The organism is Daquilactobacillus linshuiensis, from assembly GCF_052828685.1.
On the sequence record NZ_CM128255.1, the window covers coordinates 839,273 to 861,236 of the forward strand.

23 protein-coding genes are annotated in these 21,964 nt (G+C 31.0%); all 23 read right to left on the reverse strand.

All coding sequences use genetic code 11. The annotated features are described in order from the left end of the window. The gene (locus tag ACUV9F_RS04360; RefSeq protein WP_446183146.1) at positions 1 to 660 is read right to left on the reverse strand and encodes a histidine phosphatase family protein; all 660 of its coding nucleotides are present in this window, start codon (positions 658 to 660) and stop codon (positions 1 to 3) included. 87 nt (positions 661 to 747) lie between these two features. Next, positions 748 to 1,227 (reverse strand): phage tail protein, encoded by a 480-nt coding sequence (locus ACUV9F_RS04365; protein WP_446183147.1) that lies wholly within the window; start codon positions 1,225 to 1,227, stop codon positions 748 to 750. 14 nt (positions 1,228 to 1,241) lie between these two features. Next, complete coding sequence (gene mnmA, locus ACUV9F_RS04370) at positions 1,242 to 2,357, reverse strand: tRNA 2-thiouridine(34) synthase MnmA (protein WP_446183148.1); 1,116 nt, start codon at positions 2,355 to 2,357, stop codon at positions 1,242 to 1,244. 19 nt (positions 2,358 to 2,376) lie between these two features. After that, positions 2,377 to 2,712, reverse strand: a complete 336-nt coding sequence (locus tag ACUV9F_RS04375; RefSeq protein ID WP_446183149.1) for a cysteine desulfurase — start codon at positions 2,710 to 2,712, stop codon at positions 2,377 to 2,379. Between the two features lie 15 nt (positions 2,713 to 2,727). Continuing rightward, entirely contained in the window at positions 2,728 to 3,864 is a 1,137-nt protein-coding gene (locus ACUV9F_RS04380; protein ID WP_446183150.1) for a cysteine desulfurase family protein, read from the reverse strand. A gap of 15 nt (positions 3,865 to 3,879) precedes the next feature. Continuing rightward, positions 3,880 to 4,563: a 5'-methylthioadenosine/adenosylhomocysteine nucleosidase gene (locus ACUV9F_RS04385; RefSeq protein ID WP_446183151.1), complete on the reverse strand. Its 684-nt coding sequence runs from the start codon at positions 4,561 to 4,563 to the stop codon at positions 3,880 to 3,882. Between the two features lie 21 nt (positions 4,564 to 4,584). Beyond that, positions 4,585 to 4,794: a hypothetical protein gene (locus ACUV9F_RS04390; RefSeq protein WP_446183152.1), complete on the reverse strand. Its 210-nt coding sequence runs from the start codon at positions 4,792 to 4,794 to the stop codon at positions 4,585 to 4,587. After that, positions 4,787 to 5,350: an NUDIX hydrolase gene (locus tag ACUV9F_RS04395; RefSeq protein WP_446183153.1), complete on the reverse strand. Its 564-nt coding sequence runs from the start codon at positions 5,348 to 5,350 to the stop codon at positions 4,787 to 4,789. Before ACUV9F_RS04395 ends, ACUV9F_RS04390 begins: the two co-directional genes overlap by 8 nt. Then, positions 5,334 to 6,752: an MFS transporter gene (locus tag ACUV9F_RS04400; RefSeq protein ID WP_446183154.1), complete on the reverse strand. Its 1,419-nt coding sequence runs from the start codon at positions 6,750 to 6,752 to the stop codon at positions 5,334 to 5,336. Before ACUV9F_RS04400 ends, ACUV9F_RS04395 begins: the two co-directional genes overlap by 17 nt. A 54-nt stretch (positions 6,753 to 6,806) precedes the next feature. Continuing rightward, complete coding sequence (locus ACUV9F_RS04405; RefSeq protein WP_446183155.1) at positions 6,807 to 7,010, reverse strand: cold-shock protein; 204 nt, start codon at positions 7,008 to 7,010, stop codon at positions 6,807 to 6,809. A gap of 1 nt (position 7,011) precedes the next feature. After that, positions 7,012 to 9,789 (reverse strand): isoleucine--tRNA ligase, encoded by a 2,778-nt coding sequence (gene ileS, locus ACUV9F_RS04410; protein WP_446183156.1) that lies wholly within the window; start codon positions 9,787 to 9,789, stop codon positions 7,012 to 7,014. Between the two features lie 226 nt (positions 9,790 to 10,015). Beyond that, positions 10,016 to 10,789, reverse strand: a complete 774-nt coding sequence (locus ACUV9F_RS04415; RefSeq protein ID WP_446183157.1) for a YlmH family RNA-binding protein — start codon at positions 10,787 to 10,789, stop codon at positions 10,016 to 10,018. Then, a complete protein-coding gene (locus tag ACUV9F_RS04420) occupies positions 10,786 to 11,052 on the reverse strand; it encodes a YggT family protein (RefSeq protein WP_446183158.1) in 267 nt (88 codons plus the stop codon). The genes ACUV9F_RS04415 and ACUV9F_RS04420 overlap by 4 nt, the downstream gene beginning before the upstream one ends. 21 nt (positions 11,053 to 11,073) lie before the next feature. Further along, positions 11,074 to 11,463 carry a cell division protein SepF gene (locus ACUV9F_RS04425; protein ID WP_446183159.1) on the reverse strand — a complete coding sequence of 130 codons (390 nt, stop codon included), beginning with the start codon at positions 11,461 to 11,463 and terminating at the stop codon, positions 11,074 to 11,076. Positions 11,464 to 11,477: 14 nt separating this feature from the next. Next, a complete protein-coding gene (gene ftsZ / locus ACUV9F_RS04430) occupies positions 11,478 to 12,737 on the reverse strand; it encodes a cell division protein FtsZ (RefSeq protein ID WP_446183160.1) in 1,260 nt (419 codons plus the stop codon). Between the two features lie 32 nt (positions 12,738 to 12,769). Next, the gene (gene ftsA / locus ACUV9F_RS04435; protein ID WP_446183161.1) at positions 12,770 to 14,149 is read right to left on the reverse strand and encodes a cell division protein FtsA; all 1,380 of its coding nucleotides are present in this window, start codon (positions 14,147 to 14,149) and stop codon (positions 12,770 to 12,772) included. Between the two features lie 81 nt (positions 14,150 to 14,230). Beyond that, a complete protein-coding gene (locus tag ACUV9F_RS04440; RefSeq protein ID WP_446183162.1) occupies positions 14,231 to 14,977 on the reverse strand; it encodes a cell division protein FtsQ/DivIB in 747 nt (248 codons plus the stop codon). Positions 14,978 to 14,988: 11 nt separating this feature from the next. Continuing rightward, positions 14,989 to 16,083, reverse strand: a complete 1,095-nt coding sequence (gene murG / locus ACUV9F_RS04445; protein WP_446183163.1) for an undecaprenyldiphospho-muramoylpentapeptide beta-N-acetylglucosaminyltransferase — start codon at positions 16,081 to 16,083, stop codon at positions 14,989 to 14,991. Then, the gene (murD, locus tag ACUV9F_RS04450) at positions 16,084 to 17,451 is read right to left on the reverse strand and encodes a UDP-N-acetylmuramoyl-L-alanine--D-glutamate ligase (protein ID WP_446183164.1); all 1,368 of its coding nucleotides are present in this window, start codon (positions 17,449 to 17,451) and stop codon (positions 16,084 to 16,086) included. Positions 17,452 to 17,468: 17 nt separating this feature from the next. Beyond that, complete coding sequence (mraY, locus tag ACUV9F_RS04455; RefSeq protein WP_446183165.1) at positions 17,469 to 18,431, reverse strand: phospho-N-acetylmuramoyl-pentapeptide-transferase; 963 nt, start codon at positions 18,429 to 18,431, stop codon at positions 17,469 to 17,471. Between the two features lie 21 nt (positions 18,432 to 18,452). Further along, the gene (locus tag ACUV9F_RS04460) at positions 18,453 to 20,630 is read right to left on the reverse strand and encodes a penicillin-binding transpeptidase domain-containing protein (protein WP_446183166.1); all 2,178 of its coding nucleotides are present in this window, start codon (positions 20,628 to 20,630) and stop codon (positions 18,453 to 18,455) included. After that, a complete protein-coding gene (ftsL, locus tag ACUV9F_RS04465; RefSeq protein WP_446183167.1) occupies positions 20,627 to 20,998 on the reverse strand; it encodes a cell division protein FtsL in 372 nt (123 codons plus the stop codon). The genes ACUV9F_RS04460 and ftsL overlap by 4 nt, the downstream gene beginning before the upstream one ends. Before the next feature lie 17 nt (positions 20,999 to 21,015). Then, complete coding sequence (gene rsmH, locus ACUV9F_RS04470; RefSeq protein ID WP_446183168.1) at positions 21,016 to 21,963, reverse strand: 16S rRNA (cytosine(1402)-N(4))-methyltransferase RsmH; 948 nt, start codon at positions 21,961 to 21,963, stop codon at positions 21,016 to 21,018. Between the last annotated feature and the right edge of the window lies 1 nt (position 21,964).

Consider the following 21,964-nt stretch of genomic DNA (forward strand, 5'->3'; position numbering starts at 1 on the left):
CTAAATAGTATCTGTTGGATCCTTTTTCTTATTTAGAAATGATGTATTATTCCAATCTAAAAGTTCAAAAGTTTCACCAAAATTTTTAGTTTGCACTGTTGTAACACTTGTATTGGACAATCCACCGTCTTTTCTTAAATCAGCTAATTTTTCACCAATTAACGATTTAATCATTGCAACCAATGCAGCCCCATGACTCACAACAATATAGTTTTCACTACCATCAGAGTCTTTTGCAATATCTTTAATTAATCTATTTGTACGGCTGATAACTTCATCAAAAGATTCGCCATCTACAATTTCATGATGATAATCTTTAGGACTATTTCTAAACGCAAGTATCAATTCAGGATATTTCGACTCCATATCTTTGAATTTTTCACCTTCCATTATTCCAAGATCAAATTCTCTTAATTCATCACAAATAACAATAGGAATTTCTTGCTTTAAATCCTCAATTAGAGTTTCTGCAGTAATTCTCGCCCTTTTTAGTGGACTTGAATATACCTTAGTAAACTCGATATTCCTTAGAAAAGCACTCAAATGCTTAATATCTTCAAAGCTTTCATCCAAAAGAGAAGAATCACCATGAGCTCCTTGATATCTTCCTTCTAAATTCCATTGTGTTTTTCCATGTCTTATAAAATAAAATTTTGTCACAAAAAATACCCCTAATTTATAAATATATGTTTCCATTATAGTTTAAATTAGGTAATAAAAAAAGAAGCCAATAAATGTGACTTCTTTTTAAAAATCAGATGGCATATCATATTCTTGTTTAATTACAAAATATGAGCCCCTGATGACTCCCGCTAATTTTGATTTTTGACGTGCAAATTTAAATTTATCAACAAATTCTTCTGGGATTTCCATTCCATCTGTTAACTTAATTCCTACCGCACGTTTTTTATCATCTTCAAGTGTATATAAAACGTTAATTACCAATCCGTTTTCGTAAAATACATAAATCCATTTAGTACCTTCAACAGTAAAATTAGTAACTTCTAAAGGTTCACATGATAAATAAATGTCTTTTTCTTTAAGAATTGTTTCAACTAACTCAATTAAATCTTGATGTTCACTAGCAGGTTCTGTCTTATAAACATATTTATATTTATTCCAAAAATATCTTGCTTCATTTGCTCTAAGGCCAGCAAGATCTTCTGCAACTGGAGATGATTCTACTCCGGTTGTTTCAACATTTTTAAAATTAACTGTATAAGTCATTTTTATAATCCTTATTAAATATATTGTAATTCCTTAGCATTACTATATGCAGCATCAATTGTTGCTCCACCTAAGCATTCTTCTCCATCATAAAAAACAACTTCTTGTCCTGGTGTAATTGCACGAACTGGTGCATCAAAAATAACTTTTACTTTGTTATCGTCCAACATTTTTACAGTTACACCTACATCTTTTTGACGGTATCTAAACTTAGCTGTAACGTGGAATTCGTCTCCATGATCAATTGGTGTATTAAATGATAAATCGGATGCAATCAATTCATCGGCATACAATGCTTCATTTTCAAATCCTTGATCTACATACAAAGTATTTGTCTTCATATCCTTACCTACAACAAACCAAGGATCATTTGACTTACCATCTCCACCAATTCCTAATCCTGAACGTTGACCAATTGTATAATACATCAACCCAGCATGTTCACCCTTAATTTCACCACTTGGTGTCATCATTTTACCAGGTTGAGCAGGTAAAAATTCACCAAGAAATTGCTTAAAGTTTCTTTCTCCAATAAAGCAAACACCTGTTGAATCTTTTTTATTAGCCGTAGCAAGACCAGCCTCTTGAGCAATTTTTCTTACTTCTGATTTTTGTAAATGACCAATTGGAAAGATTACTTTTTGTAGTTGTTCTTGTGCGACAGTACTTAAGAAATAAGTTTGATCCTTATTATCATCAGCACCACGTAATAAGTGAACAATTCCATTTTCATCTTTTCTAATTTGTGCATAGTGTCCCATTGCAATATAATCTGCGTCAAGTTTCATAGCATAGTCTAAAAATGCTGCAAACTTAACTTCTTTATTACACATAACATCAGGATTTGGTGTACGACCTTTTTTATACTCGTCCAAGAAATATGTAAATACACGATCCCAATATTCTTTTTCAAAATTAACTGAGTAATAAGGAATCCCAATTTGCTCAGCAATCTTAGCTACATCTTCATAATCTTCGGTCGCTGTACAAACACCTGAATCAGTAGTGTCATCCCAATTCTTCATGAAGACACCAACAACATCATAACCAGCTTCTTTTAATAATAAAGCACTAACTGATGAGTCAACTCCACCACTTAAGCCAACTACTACACGCTTTTTCTTTTCCATTATTTATATTTACCTCTATTTAATTCTTAACTAAAATTTCTCTATTTATAAAATCATCTAAAATATATTGATATAACTCGACCATTTTTTCACTATCTTTTAATTTTGAAATATCAATATCAGTAAGACCTGACATATCAGTAACTGACATTTTCAACTTATCAAAATCCTTTGAAATACTTATTTTTAGCTTAAATTTAGCATCATAAGGTGAATCACCTATTGGCCTGTCAAATACAAAATTACCATTATTAGTCTCAACAAAACCTACATCTTTTAACGTATATTTTTTAATACCATCGGCAATTTTATATGATTGTTTATCTCCAGTTACTTGATCAATTAAATGTTCCATGATTTCCCTCCACAACTAATTTAACAATTCCTTAACAATATCAATTAGTTTTTCTACAAAAGTTTCAATTTCTTCTTTTGTAGTTATTTTACCAAAACTTATTCGAATTGATTCATTAATTCTGTCAAAATTATCGTCATACATAGCTGTTAATACATGTGAAGGTTCCAAACTACCCGCTGTACAAGCTGAACCACCTGAAACAGCAATACCAACCATATCTAATCTAGTTATTAAAATATCTCTTGAAATACCTTTGATCCATAAATTTAAGACGTGAGTTGGACTATCTAACACTCCATTTACAGCAAAATTAATCTTATTTTCTTTAAGTGAATCAGTTATAAACTTTTTAAAATATTTATATTTTTCAATTAATTCATTTTGATTTTCTAATTTACTAATTGCCTGAGCAAAGCCCGCAATTGCTGGGATATTTTCGGTTCCAGCACGACGCTTTGTTTCTTGATCTCCGCCACGAATAAAAGAAGGCAGATTTAATCCGTCTTTTATATATAAAAAACCTAAGAACTTAGGCCCATAAATTTTATGTGCAGATGTAGATAATAAATCTACATTTAAGTCTTTTACATCTATGTCTAACAACCCAAGCCCTTGAACAGCGTCAGTATGAAAAATTGCCTGATGATTTTTTATGACTTGACCGATTTCTTTAATTGGCATAACTACACCAGTTTCATTATTAACTGTCATTATTGTTACTAAAATAGTATCATCACGCAATGCATCTTTTACTTGCTGTGCAGTAATTAAACCTTGTTCATTTGGTTTTAAATAAGTGACTTCATAACCTATAGATTCAAGATATTCAAGTGGTTTTAAAACTGATTCATGTTCAATTTGGGTAGATATAATATGTTTACCCAGCTGTTTTTTTAATTCAGCAGTTGAAATGATTGCTGTATTGTTGCTTTCACTTCCACCACTTGTGAAAATAATTTCTTTTTCTTGTGCATTTATATGATTTGAAATTATTTTCCGACTTCTTTGTAAAGTAGCTTTAGCCTTTCTACCAGTAAAATCTGGGGTAGAAGCATTGCCAAAGTTATTCTGCATTTCTTCTGTCATAACATCAATAACAGACTCATCCATCGGAGTAGTGGCAGCATAATTAAGATAAATATTATTCACTTTGCCACCTTCTTATTAATTATTATTTAAAAAATTCAAAAGTATTGAAACAGAGTTTTTACCCGCTGTAACTACAAATTCATCAAAATCAATATTAGCATTGCTATCACCAACATCACTCATTGAACGAATTACTACAAAAGGTAAATTAAATTCTGTACAAACTTGTGCTACTGCAGCGCCTTCCATTTCACTTGCTAGAGCAGCAGGGAAGTTAGCTTTTATTTTTTTATTTTGTTCTGGAGAATCAATAAATTGGTCCCCAGAAACAATTAAACCTTTATGAAATTGTAAATTAGCTTTTTGAGCAGCAAGAGCAATATCTTCTGCATATTTTTTATCTGCTTCAAAATAAAGTTCACGTCCTGGCAACTGACCTTTTTCATAACCTTGAACATCAACATCATGGTATGCAAGTTTTGTTGAGATAACCACATCACCAATTTTTAATCCTTCGCCAATACCACCAGCAGAGCCTGTGTTAATAATCAATTCAGGATTAAACTCACTTGCCATTAATGTTGTTGTCATTGCAGCTTGAACTTTACCAATGCCAGACAAAGCTAATGTAAGTTCATGGGAATTATACTCCCCTTGAAAAAAAGTAACTCCTGCAATTTTTGTTTCTTTTATATTTTCCATAGATTCTAAAAGTAATCTTTGCTCTTGTTCCATGGGGATTATGACACCTAAATTCATTACTACACCTCTTTTTTAAAACTACAAGAAAAACAATATCAGAAAAACTATAATAATCAAAACAAAAACCACTAAAATTGCTCTATTTAATTTACTTTTTAGTTTATTTTTCTTTTCTCTTGCAACTAATCTTTTATTAGATTCAATTCTTTCTGGATTTTCTCTTGCATAGCGTTGTTCTGCTTCGACTCTCATCTGATCTTCAGATTTTAAATTTGAATTCTCACTCATTTTTATATTCCTTTTTCATTTCGACATAATTTAATGCCAATAAAGTTTTTGCATCACAAATTAAACTAGATTCTATTTCTTTTTTTGCTTCTTCTATTGTAACCCATTCTACATTCAAAAATTCATCTTCATCTAATTTCAATGTATCAAATTCTTTTTTTGGATTAACTGCAAAATACATATATAGCATTTCATTAGAATATCCAGGACTGCCAAAAAACTGTGACACTTTAACTAAATTTTCTGCAACATATCCAGTTTCTTCTCTGAGTTCTCGTCTTGCTACTTCTTTTATATCTTTTTCACCAATATTAATCTTCCCGGCTGGAATTTCTAAAGTCTCTTGTTGCATCGGTGCACGCCATTGACGTACCAATGCTATTTTATCATTTTCAACTAGAATAATGCCTACCGCACCATTATGTTTAATAATTTCGCGTTTTGCTCTTTGACCATCGGGTAATTCAACATCCTGAACAAAAAGATCAACCACATGTCCTTTAAATATTTGCTTTTCACTTATTATTTTTTCTTCAAATTTACTTTTTTTCTGCATTTGATTTATACCAACGAATTCCTGTTGTTATTAGTGCAAATAAACATATCACAAACGCTGATACAAATGCAACATGCATACCAGTAACGAATACATCTGGTCTATCATTCAAATAGGTTGTGACTTTATATCCTGCAGCATTGCTCATTGAGCTAAATAAAACGGTAGTAGCTAAAGAAATTCCAATAACCATTCCCATATTTCTAGATAACGAATTTAATCCACCGGCAATTCCTAAGTACTTATGATCAACAGAGCTCATTATAATAGAATTATTAGGTGCTTGAAAAATACCGTTTCCAAATCCAACCATACCAATATAAAGCATTACTAGCCAAAATGGAGTATGACCATCTAAAGTTGCATAACAAGCTTGACTTATTAAAATAATTACCAAGCCAAAAAATGTAAGCATCATAGGGCTTAATTTATCTGACAGTCTTCCAGCAAAAGGTGCAATAACAACTTGAACTATTGGAAAAATCATTAATACATAACCAGCATGTGCAGCATTCATACCTCTTAAATTTTGTAAATAAAAAGGTGAAATCACATTAAAGAAAAAGTTAGTAACAAAGATTAAGAATCCACATAATAAACTAATTGAAAAATTACCATTTTTAAAAATTTGAAAATCAATTAGTGGATAGTCAATTTTTCTCTGTCTTGAAATAAATATCATAAATACAATTACAGCAATAATAAATGAAAGAACAATCCATATATTATTAAATCCAACTTCTTGTCCTAGAAAAATTGCACCAAAGAAAAGAACTATTCCAATAAAATAAAAAATAAATCCAATATAATCAATTTTACTTGGAGTTTTAATTTCTTTTTTAGGAAGATATATTCTTCCAAATATATAAGCAAATATACCTAAAGGAACATTTATCCAAAATATGTATCCCCATGGTAATACGGCCAAAATTAAACCACCTAATCCTGGTCCCGCTATAGCTCCTAATGCAACAAAAGATCCTACCCAACCAAGGGCTTGGCCTCTTTCAGTTGATGGAAATACTTCAGTAATAATTCCATTATTCGTGCTCATTGTCATTGCAGCACCGATGGCTTGAACTGTTCTACCAAAAAGTAGAAATTCCAAACTATGATTAAATCCACATAGTAATGATCCAAAAACAAATAATAAACCACCTAATTGAAATATTTTTACCTTACCAACTGTATCTGCAATTTTCCCAAACAATACTAAAAAGGCGCATATTACTATCAAATAAACAGATACGACCCATTCTGCTTTATTCATTGGTATCTTTAATCCCTTACTCATTACGGGTAAGGCAATATTTACAATACTTCCGTCTAAAACGGACATAAAAGTAAATAAACTAACCGAAATTAAAATTTTCCATCTATTTGGATTTAATTTGTTATCCATATTATTTTATTCTCCTCTTATCAAAAATAAAAAAGCACATCAGTGCTTTTTATTTTACAACATTATCATTATATTTACTGCTTGTGGCCCTTTTAATCCCTGAGCAATTTCAAACTTAACATCACATCCATCTTCAATCTTAGCTTCATCACGATTTTTAAATGAAGTTATGAATGCAAAAAATTGTTTACCTTCTGAATCCTCAATAAATCCAAAACCTTTTTTAGCGTCAAATTTTACAACTTTTCCTGAAAACATATTATTCAAGTCCTTCCGCAACAGCTTGTGGGTAGTTGTCATGAACAATATTTGCACATCTAGCACAGAGGTTTGGTAATTGACTGTCACTTCCCACATCAGTTTTAATCATACGACATCTTTGACAAACTTCACCATCTGCTTGTTCAACTAATACTTTTAAATCACCATAATTATCTGATTTTTCAGTTGCTTGAGTAATATCTTTTAACTCAAATCCTGAAACAATTAGTAATTGTCCTAAGTCACTATCTAAGTTTTCGAGTAATGATTTAGTCTTCTCATCAGCAAAAATTGTGATTTTAGATTCCATTGATTTTCCAATTAGTTTTGCATTTCTTGCTTCTTCAAGAGATTTTAAGACATCGTCTCTAATTCTCATGAATTCTTTCCAATTCTTCATTAATTCATCATTGTTAATTTCTACTTTTTCAGGCATTTCAGCAAGTTGAATGAATTCTTCATCTTCTTTTACATATTTCCAAACTTGTTCCATAGTAAATGGCAAAATTGGTGTAAGTACCTTAGCAATTTTTATAACTGCATTATACATGACAGTTTGCATACAACGACGAGAATGGCTATCAGCACTATCGATATATACAACATCTTTAGCAAAATCCAAGTAAAATGATGACATATCATTAGTGATAAATGACATTACTTCTTTATAAACGGCTGAAAAATCGTTTTCTTCATACTTATTAATTACTTTATTTATTAATAGGTCTAGTTTAATAGAGATAAACTTATCAACCTGTCGTAAATCTTCAAATTTAACAGCATTTTCTTTTGGATTGAAGTCATCGGTATTGGCCAACATGAATCTCATTGTATTTCTAATTTTACGATAGATATCTGAAGTTTGCTTGAATGAGTCAACTCCGACCGGAATATCAGAACTTGTATCAACAGATGCAACCCAAAGTCTAATAATTTCAGCTCCAAATTGTTTTTCAATATCACTTGGTAAAATAGTATTTCCAAGTGATTTACTCATCTTATGGCCCTTTTTATCAAGAGTAAATCCTTGAGAAAGAATATTCTTATATGGTGCTTGACCGTTTACTGCAACAGATGTAATTAAACTTGAATTAAACCATCCACGATATTGATCAGAACCTTCAAGATATAAATCGGCAGGAAAGCCTAAATCACTTCTTGATTTCATTACTCCACGATGTGAAGAACCAGAATCAAACCAGACATCCATTATATCAGTTTCTTTAGTAAATTCTCCATTTGGACTACCAGGGTGAGTAAATCCTTTTGGTAATAATTCTTTAGCTTCACGTTCAAACCAAATATTGGATCCAAATTCTCCAAATAATTCAGCTACATGGTTGATTGTTTCTTCAGTCATAATTGGGTCGCCATTTTCAGCATAAAAAATTGGTAATGGAACACCCCAAGCACGTTGTCTTGAAATCACCCAATCTCCACGATCTTTAATCATATTGTAAAGACGTGTTTTACCCCATTCTGGAGTAAAGTTAACTTTTTGAATTTGCTCTAGAATTTCTTTTCTGAATGGATCAATTGATGCAAACCATTGAGGTGTAGCTCTAAAGATAACAGGCTTTTTAGTACGCCAATCATGAGGATAACTGTGTGTAAAGAATGAAAGTTTTAATAATGCGCCTTTTTCTTTTAATAATTCAGTAACAGGCTTATTAACATCATCATAATACATACCCTCAAATCCTGGAGCTTCATCTGTCATTTTCCCATGTTCATCAACAGGAGAAAGAATCGGTAGATCATATTTAGAAGCTGCATTGAAATCATCTGTACCATGTCCTGGAGCTGTATGAACCAAACCAGTACCATCATCTAATGTTACGTGATTTCCAAGAATCAATAATGATTCCCTATCATAAAAGGGGTGTTGTGCTGTCATATACTCAAGATCAGCACCCTTAATAATTTTTAAAGTTTCAACATTTTCAAACTCAAGAGCTTCTTTTACTGCATTTAAACGCTGTGTTGCAACCACATATTTTTTTCCATCAGCATTTATTAGTGAATATTCAAATCTTGGATTAACTGCTATTGCAAGGTTAGCTGGCAATGTCCAAGGTGTTGTAGTCCAAATAATGAATGAAGTATCATTATCCAATAATCCTTTTCCATCTTTTACTCTAAATGAGACATATAAAGATGGTGATTTGATATCCTTATATTCAATTTCAGCCTCTGCTAGAGTAGATTCAGAAGATGGTGACCAATAAACCGGTTTTTTACCACGATAGATATATCCCTTTTCTACCATTTCACCAAACATTTTTACTTCTTCACGTTCAAATTCTGGCTGTAAAGTAATATAAGGATTATTCCAATCTGCAGAAATTCCTAAGCGTTTAAAATCTTCTTTTTGTTTTTGAACTTCGCCCATGGCATAGTCAAAACAAAGTTTGCGATATTCTGCTAAAGTCATTTCTTTACGTTTAATACCTTTTTTAGCTAGTTGTTGCTCGATTGGCAACCCATGCGTATCCCAACCGGGAACAAAGGGAGCTCTGAAACCATTCATTGATTTATAACGTACGATAATATCTTTTGAAATTTTATTTAACGCATGTCCCATGTGAATATTTCCATTTGCAAATGGAGGGCCATCATGTAAGAAAAATGTTGGTTTTTCAGCGTTTAATGCCTGTCTTTTACTATATAAATCGTTATCTTGCCATTCTTTTTGCCATGTATCTTCCATATTGGGAAGATTACCGCGCATTGGAAATTCGGTTTTACCCAAATTCAAGGTATCTTTTGTTTTCATATATTCCTCCTAATAAAAAACTCGTCCAAACAGGACGAGTTAATCGCTATACCACCTAAAAAATATAGTAATACTATTTAACTAATTAAAAAAAGTGATACGTTAAAGCCAGAGCATTGTTAACCTCGCACCTTTTGTTAACTCGCTGAAATGATAACTTTACCGTTTGTCTTTTTTATTACTTTAATAATTATAGTAGAAAGTATATATATTTTCCACCATTTAATTATTTTCGTATAACACTTACGCTCATTTTCCATTTTGAATTTTGAGTTTGTCCATAAATCTCATTTATCCTAACTCTTCCATAACCTCTAACGCTAATAGTATCATTAATTGTCAAAAAATAGTCTGCTTTATTAGTTTTTATCCAATTAACAGTAACCTTACCATTAGTTATTAAATCTTTAGCATTTTGTCTCGAAAAATTAAAAACAGTGGAAATAATAGAATCAATTCGAAATGATCTACTAGTAATCATCTCAAGTTCATAATCATCTCTTGGTAAAAGCAATTGAGCCTCTTCAATTTGTTTCAAATGAACGGTATTACTTCCTATTTTTTGAATATTAGAAACAACATAAGAAGACATATTTTTATTAACTAAGAATTGCCAATTTTTACCATCAGTTATTATATCGCCGAATGTATTCCTATCAATGCCCAAGTGTACTAGAGCACCTAAAATTTGAGAATGTTTTAACTTATTAAACTTTGTTGAGTACATGATATCAATATAATCAATCTCAAAATCATCTTTATTTAAAAGATAATAATCAGGAGCAATTATTACCCTTTTTCGTTCACTATTATAATATCCGCCTTCAAAAAAAATATTAGTGCCAGAATATCTATTACTAATATTTTCTAATATATATTGTTCTCTTAAATTTAAAAAGTCTGTTAATTGAAAATAATTTTGTCTTTGTACTCTTTCAAAAAGTTCTTCAATTCTTTGTATGAATGAATTTTCTTCTGCTCTAAAAAAATCTGAACTCATAATAAAATACTCAACAAAATTCTATTTAGAATTTCTAATAAGAAAATTGCAATTATGGGTGAGAAACTCATACCTGCAATTGCTGGAACAACTCTATCAATCATGTTCAAAAAAGGAGCAACAATCTTAGTAACTAACTTACCTAATGCAGATTGACTTGCTCCTGGAAACCATGACAATAAAGCATAGACTACTATAATTAGCTCATAAGCCTCTATCAATTTAGAAATTATATAAGGCAAACCTATAATTATATTATTCAATTACTCTAATATCCTTTATATTTAATTTGTTGTGTCACTTTCTTTACTATCGACTTCAAATTTTTGTGGTGTACATAAGAAAATCTTTTCACCAACATTTTTTATTTCACCATCAATAGCAAATAATGTACCAGTTAGAAAATCAACAATTCTTTTAGCTTGACTATCATCAATCTTAGAAAAATTAACGATTACCGCTTTATTAGAAAGCAACATTGTAGCTATATCTTTTGTATCTGAATATGCTACCGGTTGCGAAATAACAATCTTACTTGTCTTTTTTGAATTAACTGCTGATGACATCTGTACAACCTTATCATCAGTATATTCTTCATTCATCATTTCGTCATTTGTTCCATAGTTTTCTTCTTCATTCATACCAAAAAAATTACTTAATTTTTCAAAAGCCATTTTTAATTACCCCTTTATTCTGGACGTCTACGTTTAAAAAATGGAGGTGTTGAGTCATCACTATCTTTGATGTCATCAATACCAGAATCATTATTAAATAAGCCAAACTCATTGGAACCTGAATTATTTGAAGGTTCTGAGTTATCTTCTCTTTGTACAGATGTGTTTGAAGTTTCATTCCAAATATTAAATGGATCAACTTCTGAATCAGATTTTTGATTATTTTCGTCAATTTTTGGTTCACTTGGTACAACAGTTTGAGGTTCAGAAGCTGATCTAAAAGCACGTTGTGCAGGGGTTGGATTATTGTGTTGTTGTTTCTTATCAATTCCAGTTGCAATAACAGAGACTTTAACCTCATCACCTAAGCTCTCATCAATTGAAGTACCAAAAATAACATTTATATCACTTCCGGCAGCATCTTGCACAATTTGTGAAGCTTCTTGAGCTTCGAATAGTGATAAGTCCGGACCACCTGTTAAATTCAATAATACGTGCTCTGCACCATCTATTGAAACTTCTAATAATGGTGAAGAAATTGCCATATTGGTTGCTTTTTGAATCCTATCCTCACCACTTGCTTGACCAATTCCCATTAATGCTGCACCTTGTTCAGCCATAACAGTCTTAACATCAGCAAAATCGACATTCACATAACCAGCTGATGTAATAAGATCTGATATACCTTGCACACCCTGTCTTAAAACATCATCAGCAAATTGGAATGCTTCATCAATTGGAGTACGTTTATCAACAATTTCTAAAAGTTTATTATTAGCAATTAAGATTAAAGAATCAACATTAGCTTTAAGTTTAGCTATACCATCCGAAGCATTTCGGTCTTTTTTTTGACCTTCAAAAATAAATGGTTTAGTAACAACACCAACAGTTAATGCTCCACTTTCTTTAGCAATTTTAGCAACAACTGGTGCAGCTCCTGTACCGGTTCCACCACCCATCCCAGCAGTTACAAAAATCATATCTGATCCTGATAATGCTTCTTCAAGCTCTTGTTCACTTTCTTCAGCAGCTTTTTCTCCAATTTCAGGATTAGCTCCTGCTCCAAGACCTCTTGTTAATTTAGGACCAATTTGAATTCTTTTTTCTGCTTCTGATCTTTCAAGAGCTTGTACATCAGTATTAGCAACAATAAATTCAACTCCACTTATACCTTCTCTGATCATTCTATTAACAGCATTACCGCCGGCGCCACCAACACCAATAACTTTAATAACTGCTGATGTATTATTTTGCGAGTCTAATGAATATTCCATGTCAACGTATTCTCCTAATTGATTCTTTAATTTTAATCAAAGAATTTATTCCAAAATCCTTTTACTGCTTCTCCAGCATTTTTAACTTTTTCTTTTGTCTGTACTTTGTTTTGATTATCTTTGTTATCATTTCTGTTTGAATATGATCTAGTATTTTCTTGAGGTAGAGATTCTTCATTTCGTGAAAATCTCCCCATTATGCCACTGTTACCATTTGATTGATTATTAGTCGATTGTAAGTTACTCATTGAACCACTTACAATACTATTTGCTATTTTATCAATATCAGATAGCATTGCTGCATAATATACATTCCCAAGACCAATAGAAAATGATGGATATCGCATTCCTACTTGTTCTGGCGTATAAACTTTAGCTTGAATACCAAAAATTCTTTTTGCTAATGAATCTATTCCAGGGGTAGCTGCAACACCACCTGTAATAATTATACCACCTGGTAAATCCAATGCATTAGTTTCTACAAGTTTCTTTTTTAATCGATTAAAAATTTGCTCAATTCTAGCTTCAATAATTTCTGATAAATATGAGAGTGAAATATTTTCTGTACTACTTTTCCCAACAATTTCAGCTGGAAAAGTTTCAGTTTGAGAAACCAATGTAGAATCTGCATTACCATAATAAATTTTATAATGACTGGCATTTTCAACATTCGTATTTAAAACTACAGATATATCATGTGTTATATGATTTCCGCCTTCATAATCAGTATCAATAAATTTTAGACTTTTATCATGAATAACAGATGCAGAAGTTTGTCCTGCACCCATTTCAATTATAATAGAGCCAAAATTCTTTTCACCCTCTGATAAAGCGATATTGCTCAAAGCAACTGGAGCAACCACTTCATGTGAAATGCTTAACCCGGCTTTTTTGACTGCCATTTGGATATTATGTACGATTCCTCTCGGAACTGTATACAAGATTCCAGACATCTCAAGTCTTACTCCAATCATGCCTCTTGGATCACGAATATTATTAAAGCCATCCACACTAAACTTTAATGGTTTTAGCGTCACAATCTCATTTTGACTTTGTGAATTCTGAAGCATAGCTGCTGACATAACTTGTCTAACGTCTTTTTCTGTAATTTCTTTAGATTGAGTTCCTACAGCTATCATACCTTGACAAGAAGATATTTCTAACTGTCCCGATGGAATATTTACTATAACTTCATCAATTTTTAAGTTTGCTTGTTTTTCTGCCTTTTTAATAGCATTTTTTATAGAATCAGAAGCTTTATCAATATCAACAATGACGCCCCGGCTTACACCCTCAGACCTTTGACTTCCGACACCAATAATATTAACTTTTCCAGCTACTGATTCGGCAACTATCACTTTTATGGAACTTGTTCCAATATCTAATCCCACAAAAATTTCTGAATTGTTCATAATTGCCTCCCCTGATTATAGGTATTAGTATATACACCTTAAAAGTTTAACATAAAACTATATTAATTTTGAAACTTTATATTAAGAAAATGCATGTGAATATGCACCAATTTCTAAATCAACAATTCCTTTTTGTTTCATTTGACTTACAATACTTGGATAGTATTCCAGCTTTTTCTTCATTGTTCTAATATCAGCTATAACTTCATTACCATCATTCATGAATAATCTAATTCGATATTTATTTAACTTAGATGGACTATATTTTATTTCTGAAATAGAATGCTTTATTTTTGAATTTGATTTCCCAAATTCTCTAATTGTCATATCTAGCATGCTTTTATTCTTAAAATTACTATACACTGGATAATTACCTATTGGTACTTTTGAGCCTTTAGAAACAACTTTACCAGTGGATAGTATTTTATTATATTTTGAATTCTTAGATAAGTATCCAACAGTTTCATATTCTTTTACCGAAATTTTCAATCTATTAAATGAAATAATATGAAAATTAATATCTTTAACTGACTCTAAATCTTTTTTTACTGAATTTCTATACTTTGAACTATTAAAAATAATACTCAAAACAAGTGTATTATTACTGATTTTAGAAGAATTAATAACTTGCTGTTCTCCAAGCTCATTAACTCCTACAACATCAATATTTGATATTTTTGAGATAGAAGAGCCAAAATAAGCAAATAATAAAATAACAAATGCAATTATTCCAATTATGAAATTCTTTTTATTATCACTTAAAATTTCTTTTAAGTGACGTTTTTTCTTTCTTTTAACAATTGTTAAGCTAGACTTTTTTTCGCTCATTTTCCTTCTCACTATTTTTCAGTTAATTTAATCATTTCATCTATTAATAAGTCAGCTGCATTGGGCATTCCTAATTTCTTAGAGTTTGTTTCCATAGTGTCATGTACTTTTTTATTATTCATTATTTCATTTACAGCGCTCATTAATGAAGCAGCATTTAATTTATTTTCTTCAATTATTTTAGCGGCATTAACATTACTTAGAATTTTTGCATTTTTTGTTTGATGATCATTTGTTACATAAGGACTTGGAACAAAAATTGCAGGAATTCCTAATGCTGTTATCTCTGCTATACTAGTAGCTCCACTTCTTCCCACAATTAAATCAATATCCGGCAGTATTTCAGGCATATCATCTATATAAGAAACCACTGAAACTTTTTTTAAATTAATATTTCTAAGTGCTTCTTTTACATAATCATAATGAATTTTTCCTGTTGCAAACAATACTTGATAATTTTCTTTTTCAAAGCTTTCAATACTACTAATTACTGCCCTATTCAAAGGTTCAGCACCTCTACTACCACCAAATATAAGTACAGTAGGCATTTTAGGATCTAGATTAAATTCTTTTAGTCGATCATTTTTTTTTATATTAACGACTTCTTGAGCTCTTGGATTTCCCGTAAGAATAATCTTATTTTTTTGGCTAAACTCATTTTCGACTTCTTTAAAAGAAACAGCAATTTTATCAACAAAATTTGCCAAAAATTTATTAGTTACTCCAGCAATAGAATTTTGTTCATGAATGATAGTTGGAATTTTTAATGTGTGAGCGGCATATACGATTGCCCCTGAAACATAACCTCCAGTCCCAATTACAATATCTGGTTTAAAGCCTTTAATAATCTTTCTTGACTTAAAAATACTTGAAATAAATAAATTAACTGTTTTTATATTTTCAATTGAGATGCTTCTTTTAAATCCTTGAATTTTAATTGTTTTAAATGGAATATTTAAATTTTTTACAATCTTACTTTCTAGTCCATTTTCTGTTCCGACATATAAAATTTCATCAAGGACATTTCTTTCCTTTAGTCTATTAATCAAAGCTATTGCAGGGTATATATGACCACCAGTTCCTCCACCAGATACAATTACTCTCATCTACTTAGTTTCCTTTTTTAATTTTTCAACTTCATTAATAAAAACATCTCCACGTTGTTCAAAAGAATCAAACTGGTCCCAACTTGCACACGCAGGTGATAAAAGAATAATTTCATTTTTTCGACTCAATTTAAACGATTCCACTACAGCTTCATTTAAATTATTAACCTTTTTGACATTGACGTTTGCTTTTTGTGCTGCATTAGCCAGTTTATCAGCGGTTTGTCCATACACTACCATATTCTTTACATGACTTAAACTGGGTATTAGTTCTTCAAATCCATTTCCTCTATCTAATCCACCTGCAATTAAATTTATAGGCTTATTAAATGCATTAATTGCAACCGTTGTAGCTTTTATATTTGTAGCTTTGGAGTCGTTATAAAATAGTCTGTCTTTAATTTCATCTACGAACTGGATACGGTGCTTTACCCCGCCAAATGTTTTCAAGACTGATTTAATATTGTCAGTTGAAATATCTAAAGTTTTTGCCACACAAATTGCTGCCATGGCATTTTCGACATTATGGCTTCCAGGAATTCTAATTTCTGAAACATCAATAATTTTTTCATCCTTAAAATAAATAATGTTATCTAATACATAAGCACCATCTTTATACTCGTTATTTTTAGTAAAAGGAATTACTTGAGCATGACTTTCTTTAGATAAATCTATCCATTCCTTATTATCATAATTTACTACGAAAAAATCTTCATTTGTTTGATTTTTCGTAATATTCATCTTAGCTTTTATATAGTTCTCACGACTACCATGATAATCCAAATGTGTAGAATATATATTAGTTAATACAGCTATCTTAGGATGAAGGTCTTTAACTCCCATTAATTGAAAACTCGATAATTCTGAAACCAAATAGTCTTCTTTTTCTGCAACTTGTGCACCCTGGCTTAAAGGTATTCCAATATTTCCACCTGTATAAACTCTGTGTACTGAATTTTGTTTTTGTAACATCAGAGAAATAAGAGTTGTAGTTGTCGTTTTTCCATTTGTACCTGTAACTGCTATCATTTTGCCGTCTAAAACTTCATAAGCCAACTCAGGTTCTGTTAAAACAGGGATATTTCTTTTTTGAGCTTCTTTTACCATTACATTCGTATATGGAATTCCTGGATTTTTAAACATAAAATCAAAATTTTCATTAAATAAATCTATTGAATGCATTCCTGTTAAAACTCTAGCTCCTTGTGATTCAAGTTCAGCAATATCAGGATTATTATCATACTTTTTAGCATCATTAACAGTTATTTTTGCACCTAGCTTAATAAGTAGGTTAGCTGCTGCAACTCCGCTTTTTCCAAGTCCTAACACCAATACTGATTTATTTTTATAAGTATCAATATCCTTCAATTTCTATACCTTCTTTTTTATAAAAAAATAGTTAAATAAATTACTGAACAAATTATTGAAAATAGCCAAAAAACAATATCAATCTTCCATTCACTCCAACCAAGCATTTCAAAGTGATGATGTATTGGAGTCATTTTAAATATTCTTCTCTTAAATAATTTAAATGATCCGACTTGTAACATAACACTTAATGTTTCTATTACGTAAATCAATCCAATTAACAACAGTGACCATGGTCTTTGTAAAATTAGAGAAATTGCTGCTAGTCCACCACCTAATGCAAGAGAACCAACATCACCCATGAATATTCTTGCGGGTTTATGATTATAAAATAAAAATGCAATTAGTCCACCAGCAACAGAAAAACAAATCAAAGCAATATCATTTCTGGATTCTTGAAAAGAGATAATTCCATATGTTGCATATGAGATAGTTGCTAATCCAGCTACCAATCCATCAAGTCCATCTGTTAAATTAACAGCGTTGGAAAAACCAACAAGCCATATAATAGCGAAAATGGTGAATATTATAACTGAATTAATACTGCCTATTAAAGGTACATTTAAAACTGTTGAAAAACCTTCATGTGCATATACGTGCATAAATATTAAACCAATAAGAATTTGACCGGCCATCTTTTGCCAGGCTTTTAATCCAAGATTTCTTTTTTTACTGACCTTTATAAAATCGTCTAGAAATCCTAAGACACCAAACAAAATAATAACTAAAGAAACGACTAACATTGATAGTGTAAATTGATTTTTTACGATACCAACCCAAATATTAGTAATAATAATACTAATCAAGAATACAACACCACCCATTGTTGGAGTTCCTGACTTTTTTTCATGCCATTTAGGACCTTCTTCACGAATTTGCTGTCCTTCATCTTTTGCTCTTAGGTATCCAATAAATAACGGTAGTAACATTACCGCTATTGCAAAACTACTAATAAATGGTATTAAAATTTTTGTTAACATATATATTTCCTCTTATTAACACTATGCTCCAGAAAGTGTTACTTCAATATCTTTTTTATTTGTTATTACTTCGTTTGCTTTTAGGCTTTGACTAGTTACATATCCTGAACCAGTCACTTTAATTTTTTTACCAGTGATTTCAGATAATTTCAAAATATCACTTTTTGACCATTTAGTTACATCTGGCATTGTCATTGCACCATTTGTCATTAATAGAACTTTTTGGCCTTTTAATATTTTATCATTTGCTCTTGAAAGCTGTTGTACAACTTTACTACCTGACCCAATTACAACAGGAACTAATCCTGAATCAGTGAGTTTTTGTTTAGCTTTATCAATATTTTTACCAGTTACATTCGCAACATCAACGTGATTAGAGCTTATATCTTGATTTTGTGCTTCCAAGTTTTCTGAACTCTTCAATAATCTTAATGCAAGTGGATTAAATATTTCAGAAAGAATTCCATCTCCACCTTTAGGAGACATTACCTGTGGTTGTTTCATTGTTATATAAATCATATAACGGGGCTTGTCAGCTGGTAATATTCCCATTACAGAAAAGACATAATTATTACTTCCAGTTAAGTAACCTCCTGATTGCGATGGAATTTGTGCAGTACCGGTTTTTACAGCTGTTTTATAACCTGGAATACTATAAATTTTTCCAAGTCCATAATCTTTATAAACAGAGTCTTCCATTGCAGACATTACTTGATTTGCTGTATCACTTTTTATTGGTTGACCAACTACTGTCTTTTTAGTTTGCGTTATTTTATTAGTATTTGGATCAACTATTTTATCTACAACATAAGGTTTTACCATTTTTCCTTTATTAGCAACTGCAGAAACAGCTTGCAACATTTGAATTGTATTAACATCAATACTTTGTCCAAAAGAAGTCATAGCTTGATCACTTGAATGACTAAACTCGATTTTTCCTGCTGTTTCATTTGGAAGATCTATATTAGTCTTTTCACCCATATGAAATTTATTTAAATAGTTTTGCCAAGTAGAAGCACCCATTTGTTGTTCTAGTGTTACCATACCAACATTACTTGAACGCGGAAAAGCTTCATATAAAGGAATTGAACCCCATCCAGTTTTGTTCCAATCACTAATTACTCTATCGCCAATCTTTATATCGCCAGATTGATAATATTGATTAGGATTATAGTGACCAGAATCGATTGCAGCAGCCAAGGTCATAATTTTTACGACTGACCCTGGTTCAAATTGATCCTCAACTAATGTGTTCTTCCAACTATCAGACAGTCCATCTAAATTTGTCGGGTTAAATGTTGGACGTTGAGACATCGCCCTAATAGCTCCTGTTTTTGAATCCATCACAACTGCTTGAAGTTGATTAGGAGAATATTTTTCTTGAACATTAGACATTAATATTTCTAGATAGTCTTGAATTTTAGAATCTAGCGTTAAATAAACATCTTTACCATTTTCAGATTGTTTTTTTATCACTTTTGTTTCAGGCAATTCATTACCATTACTGTCTACTTTTGAAATTTTTTCTCCATCTTTACCTGACAATTCTGTATCTAACTCTTTTTCTATTCCCATTATTCCAGTAACTTTTTGAACGTCAGATACATCGCTTTGATTTTTCACTTTTGTAATTCCAATTAAATTAGATGCAAAAATTCCATTAGGATATGATCTGGAAGGAGTTTTTATAAACTTAATTCCTGGCAATTTTTCTACTTCAACTTGGTCTTTTATATGTAAAGAAAGCTTTTTACCTGCCGAACCAAATTCAACTTGAAAAGTTTTTTTATTTTTGGGATTTAGATAATTAAATATCCTATTTTTATCTAATGAAAGATATTTACTTAAAATTTCAGCAGTTTTTTCTTTATCTTTAACGTAGTCATCTTTTCCATTTTTTGTTTTATTTTGTTTATCAAGTATGGCATAAATAGAAAATTCTCCTGCATCAGAAGCTATTACATCACCATTCTTGTCATAAATATTTCCCCTTTGTGCTATTAAAGGATTTTTTTTCATATATTTAAATTTAGTTCTGTAACTTAGGTTTTGTCCTTTTGCCTCACCTGTCATCGCAATTTTTGCAAAATCCAATATAAAGACAATAAAAATAAGAGCAAATATAAACATCAACACTCTTGCAAAAAGTGTTCTATTTGATTTTGCTCTTAAATTATTTTTATTATTTTTACTACTCATTTTGAAACATTCCTAACATTATCATTACTCAAATTCATATTATGTGATTGAGCGTATTCAGTTAGCCTTTGAGAACTGGACAATTCGCCAACCTCTTGTCTTAAGTCGACATTTTTACTTGTAGTTGAGTCAACAGCGGAGTTTATTTTTTGAAGCTGTTGTTGAGATACAGTTGCAGATACTTTTACAGAAACCAAGGCTATCATAAGAACCATTGTAACAATACCAAGTCCAGCTAACAAGAAACCTTCAGTTTTTGAAATTGGAACACTTTTAGTGCGTGTTCTTCTTGTTGTTCTTTGCTTTGGTTGTTGCTCAATTTCTGGTTGTACATAAGTTTCTAAATTTCTCGCTGTATTATTATTCATACTAATTCCCCACTACATTAATTCTCGTTTACTTTTTCTACTACTCGTAATTTTGCGCTATGTGCACGATGATTTTCATCTTGCTCAATCCCAGTTGGTAAGATTGGCTTTTTATTTATTAATTTTAATTTTGGTTTTAGCTCTTCTGGAATTACAGGAAGTCCTCTTGGAATATCAATTTCAGAGAATTCTTTAAACATTTGCTTAACTATCCTATCTTCAAGAGATTGGAATGTAATTACACAAATTCTTCCCCCAACGTTTATTAAATCAATTGAACTACTTAATGATTTTTCTAAAGAACTAAGTTCATCATTAACTGCGATCCTAATTGCTTGAAAAGATTTCTTTGCTGGATGTCCACCTGTTCTTCTTTTAGCTGCCGGTATTGAATTTTTAATAATATCTGCTAATTCGGTAGTTGTTTCAATACTATTTATTGCTCGTCTTTTTTCTATATTGCGGGCAATTTTTTTTGCAAATTTTTCATCACCATATCTAAATAAAATTCTAACTAACTCTTCATATGGCCACTCATTAACAATTTTAAAAGCATCTAATTCTTGACTTTGATCCATTCGCATATCGAGCCTAGCTTCATTTTTGTAGCTGAATCCTCTTGTTGGATCATCAAACTGGGGTGAAGATACACCTAAGTCGTAAATAATTCCATCAACCTTATCGATACTAATTTCGTTTAATTTTTCAGAGATACTTTCAAAATTACTTTTAATCATTATCAATTCATTATTAGAATTTTTTGCAACATCTTCAGAAAGCTTATTACCTTCTAAAATAGCTGTATCATCACGATCAAATGCAATAACCTTACCACCATTAAGCTGACTAAGAATTTTTTTAGTATGCCCGCCTCTGCCAAATGTTGCATCAACATAAGTGCCTGTAGGAGAAGTATTTAAATATTCGACTGTTTCTTCTAATAAAACCGTTTTATGCTCAAACATT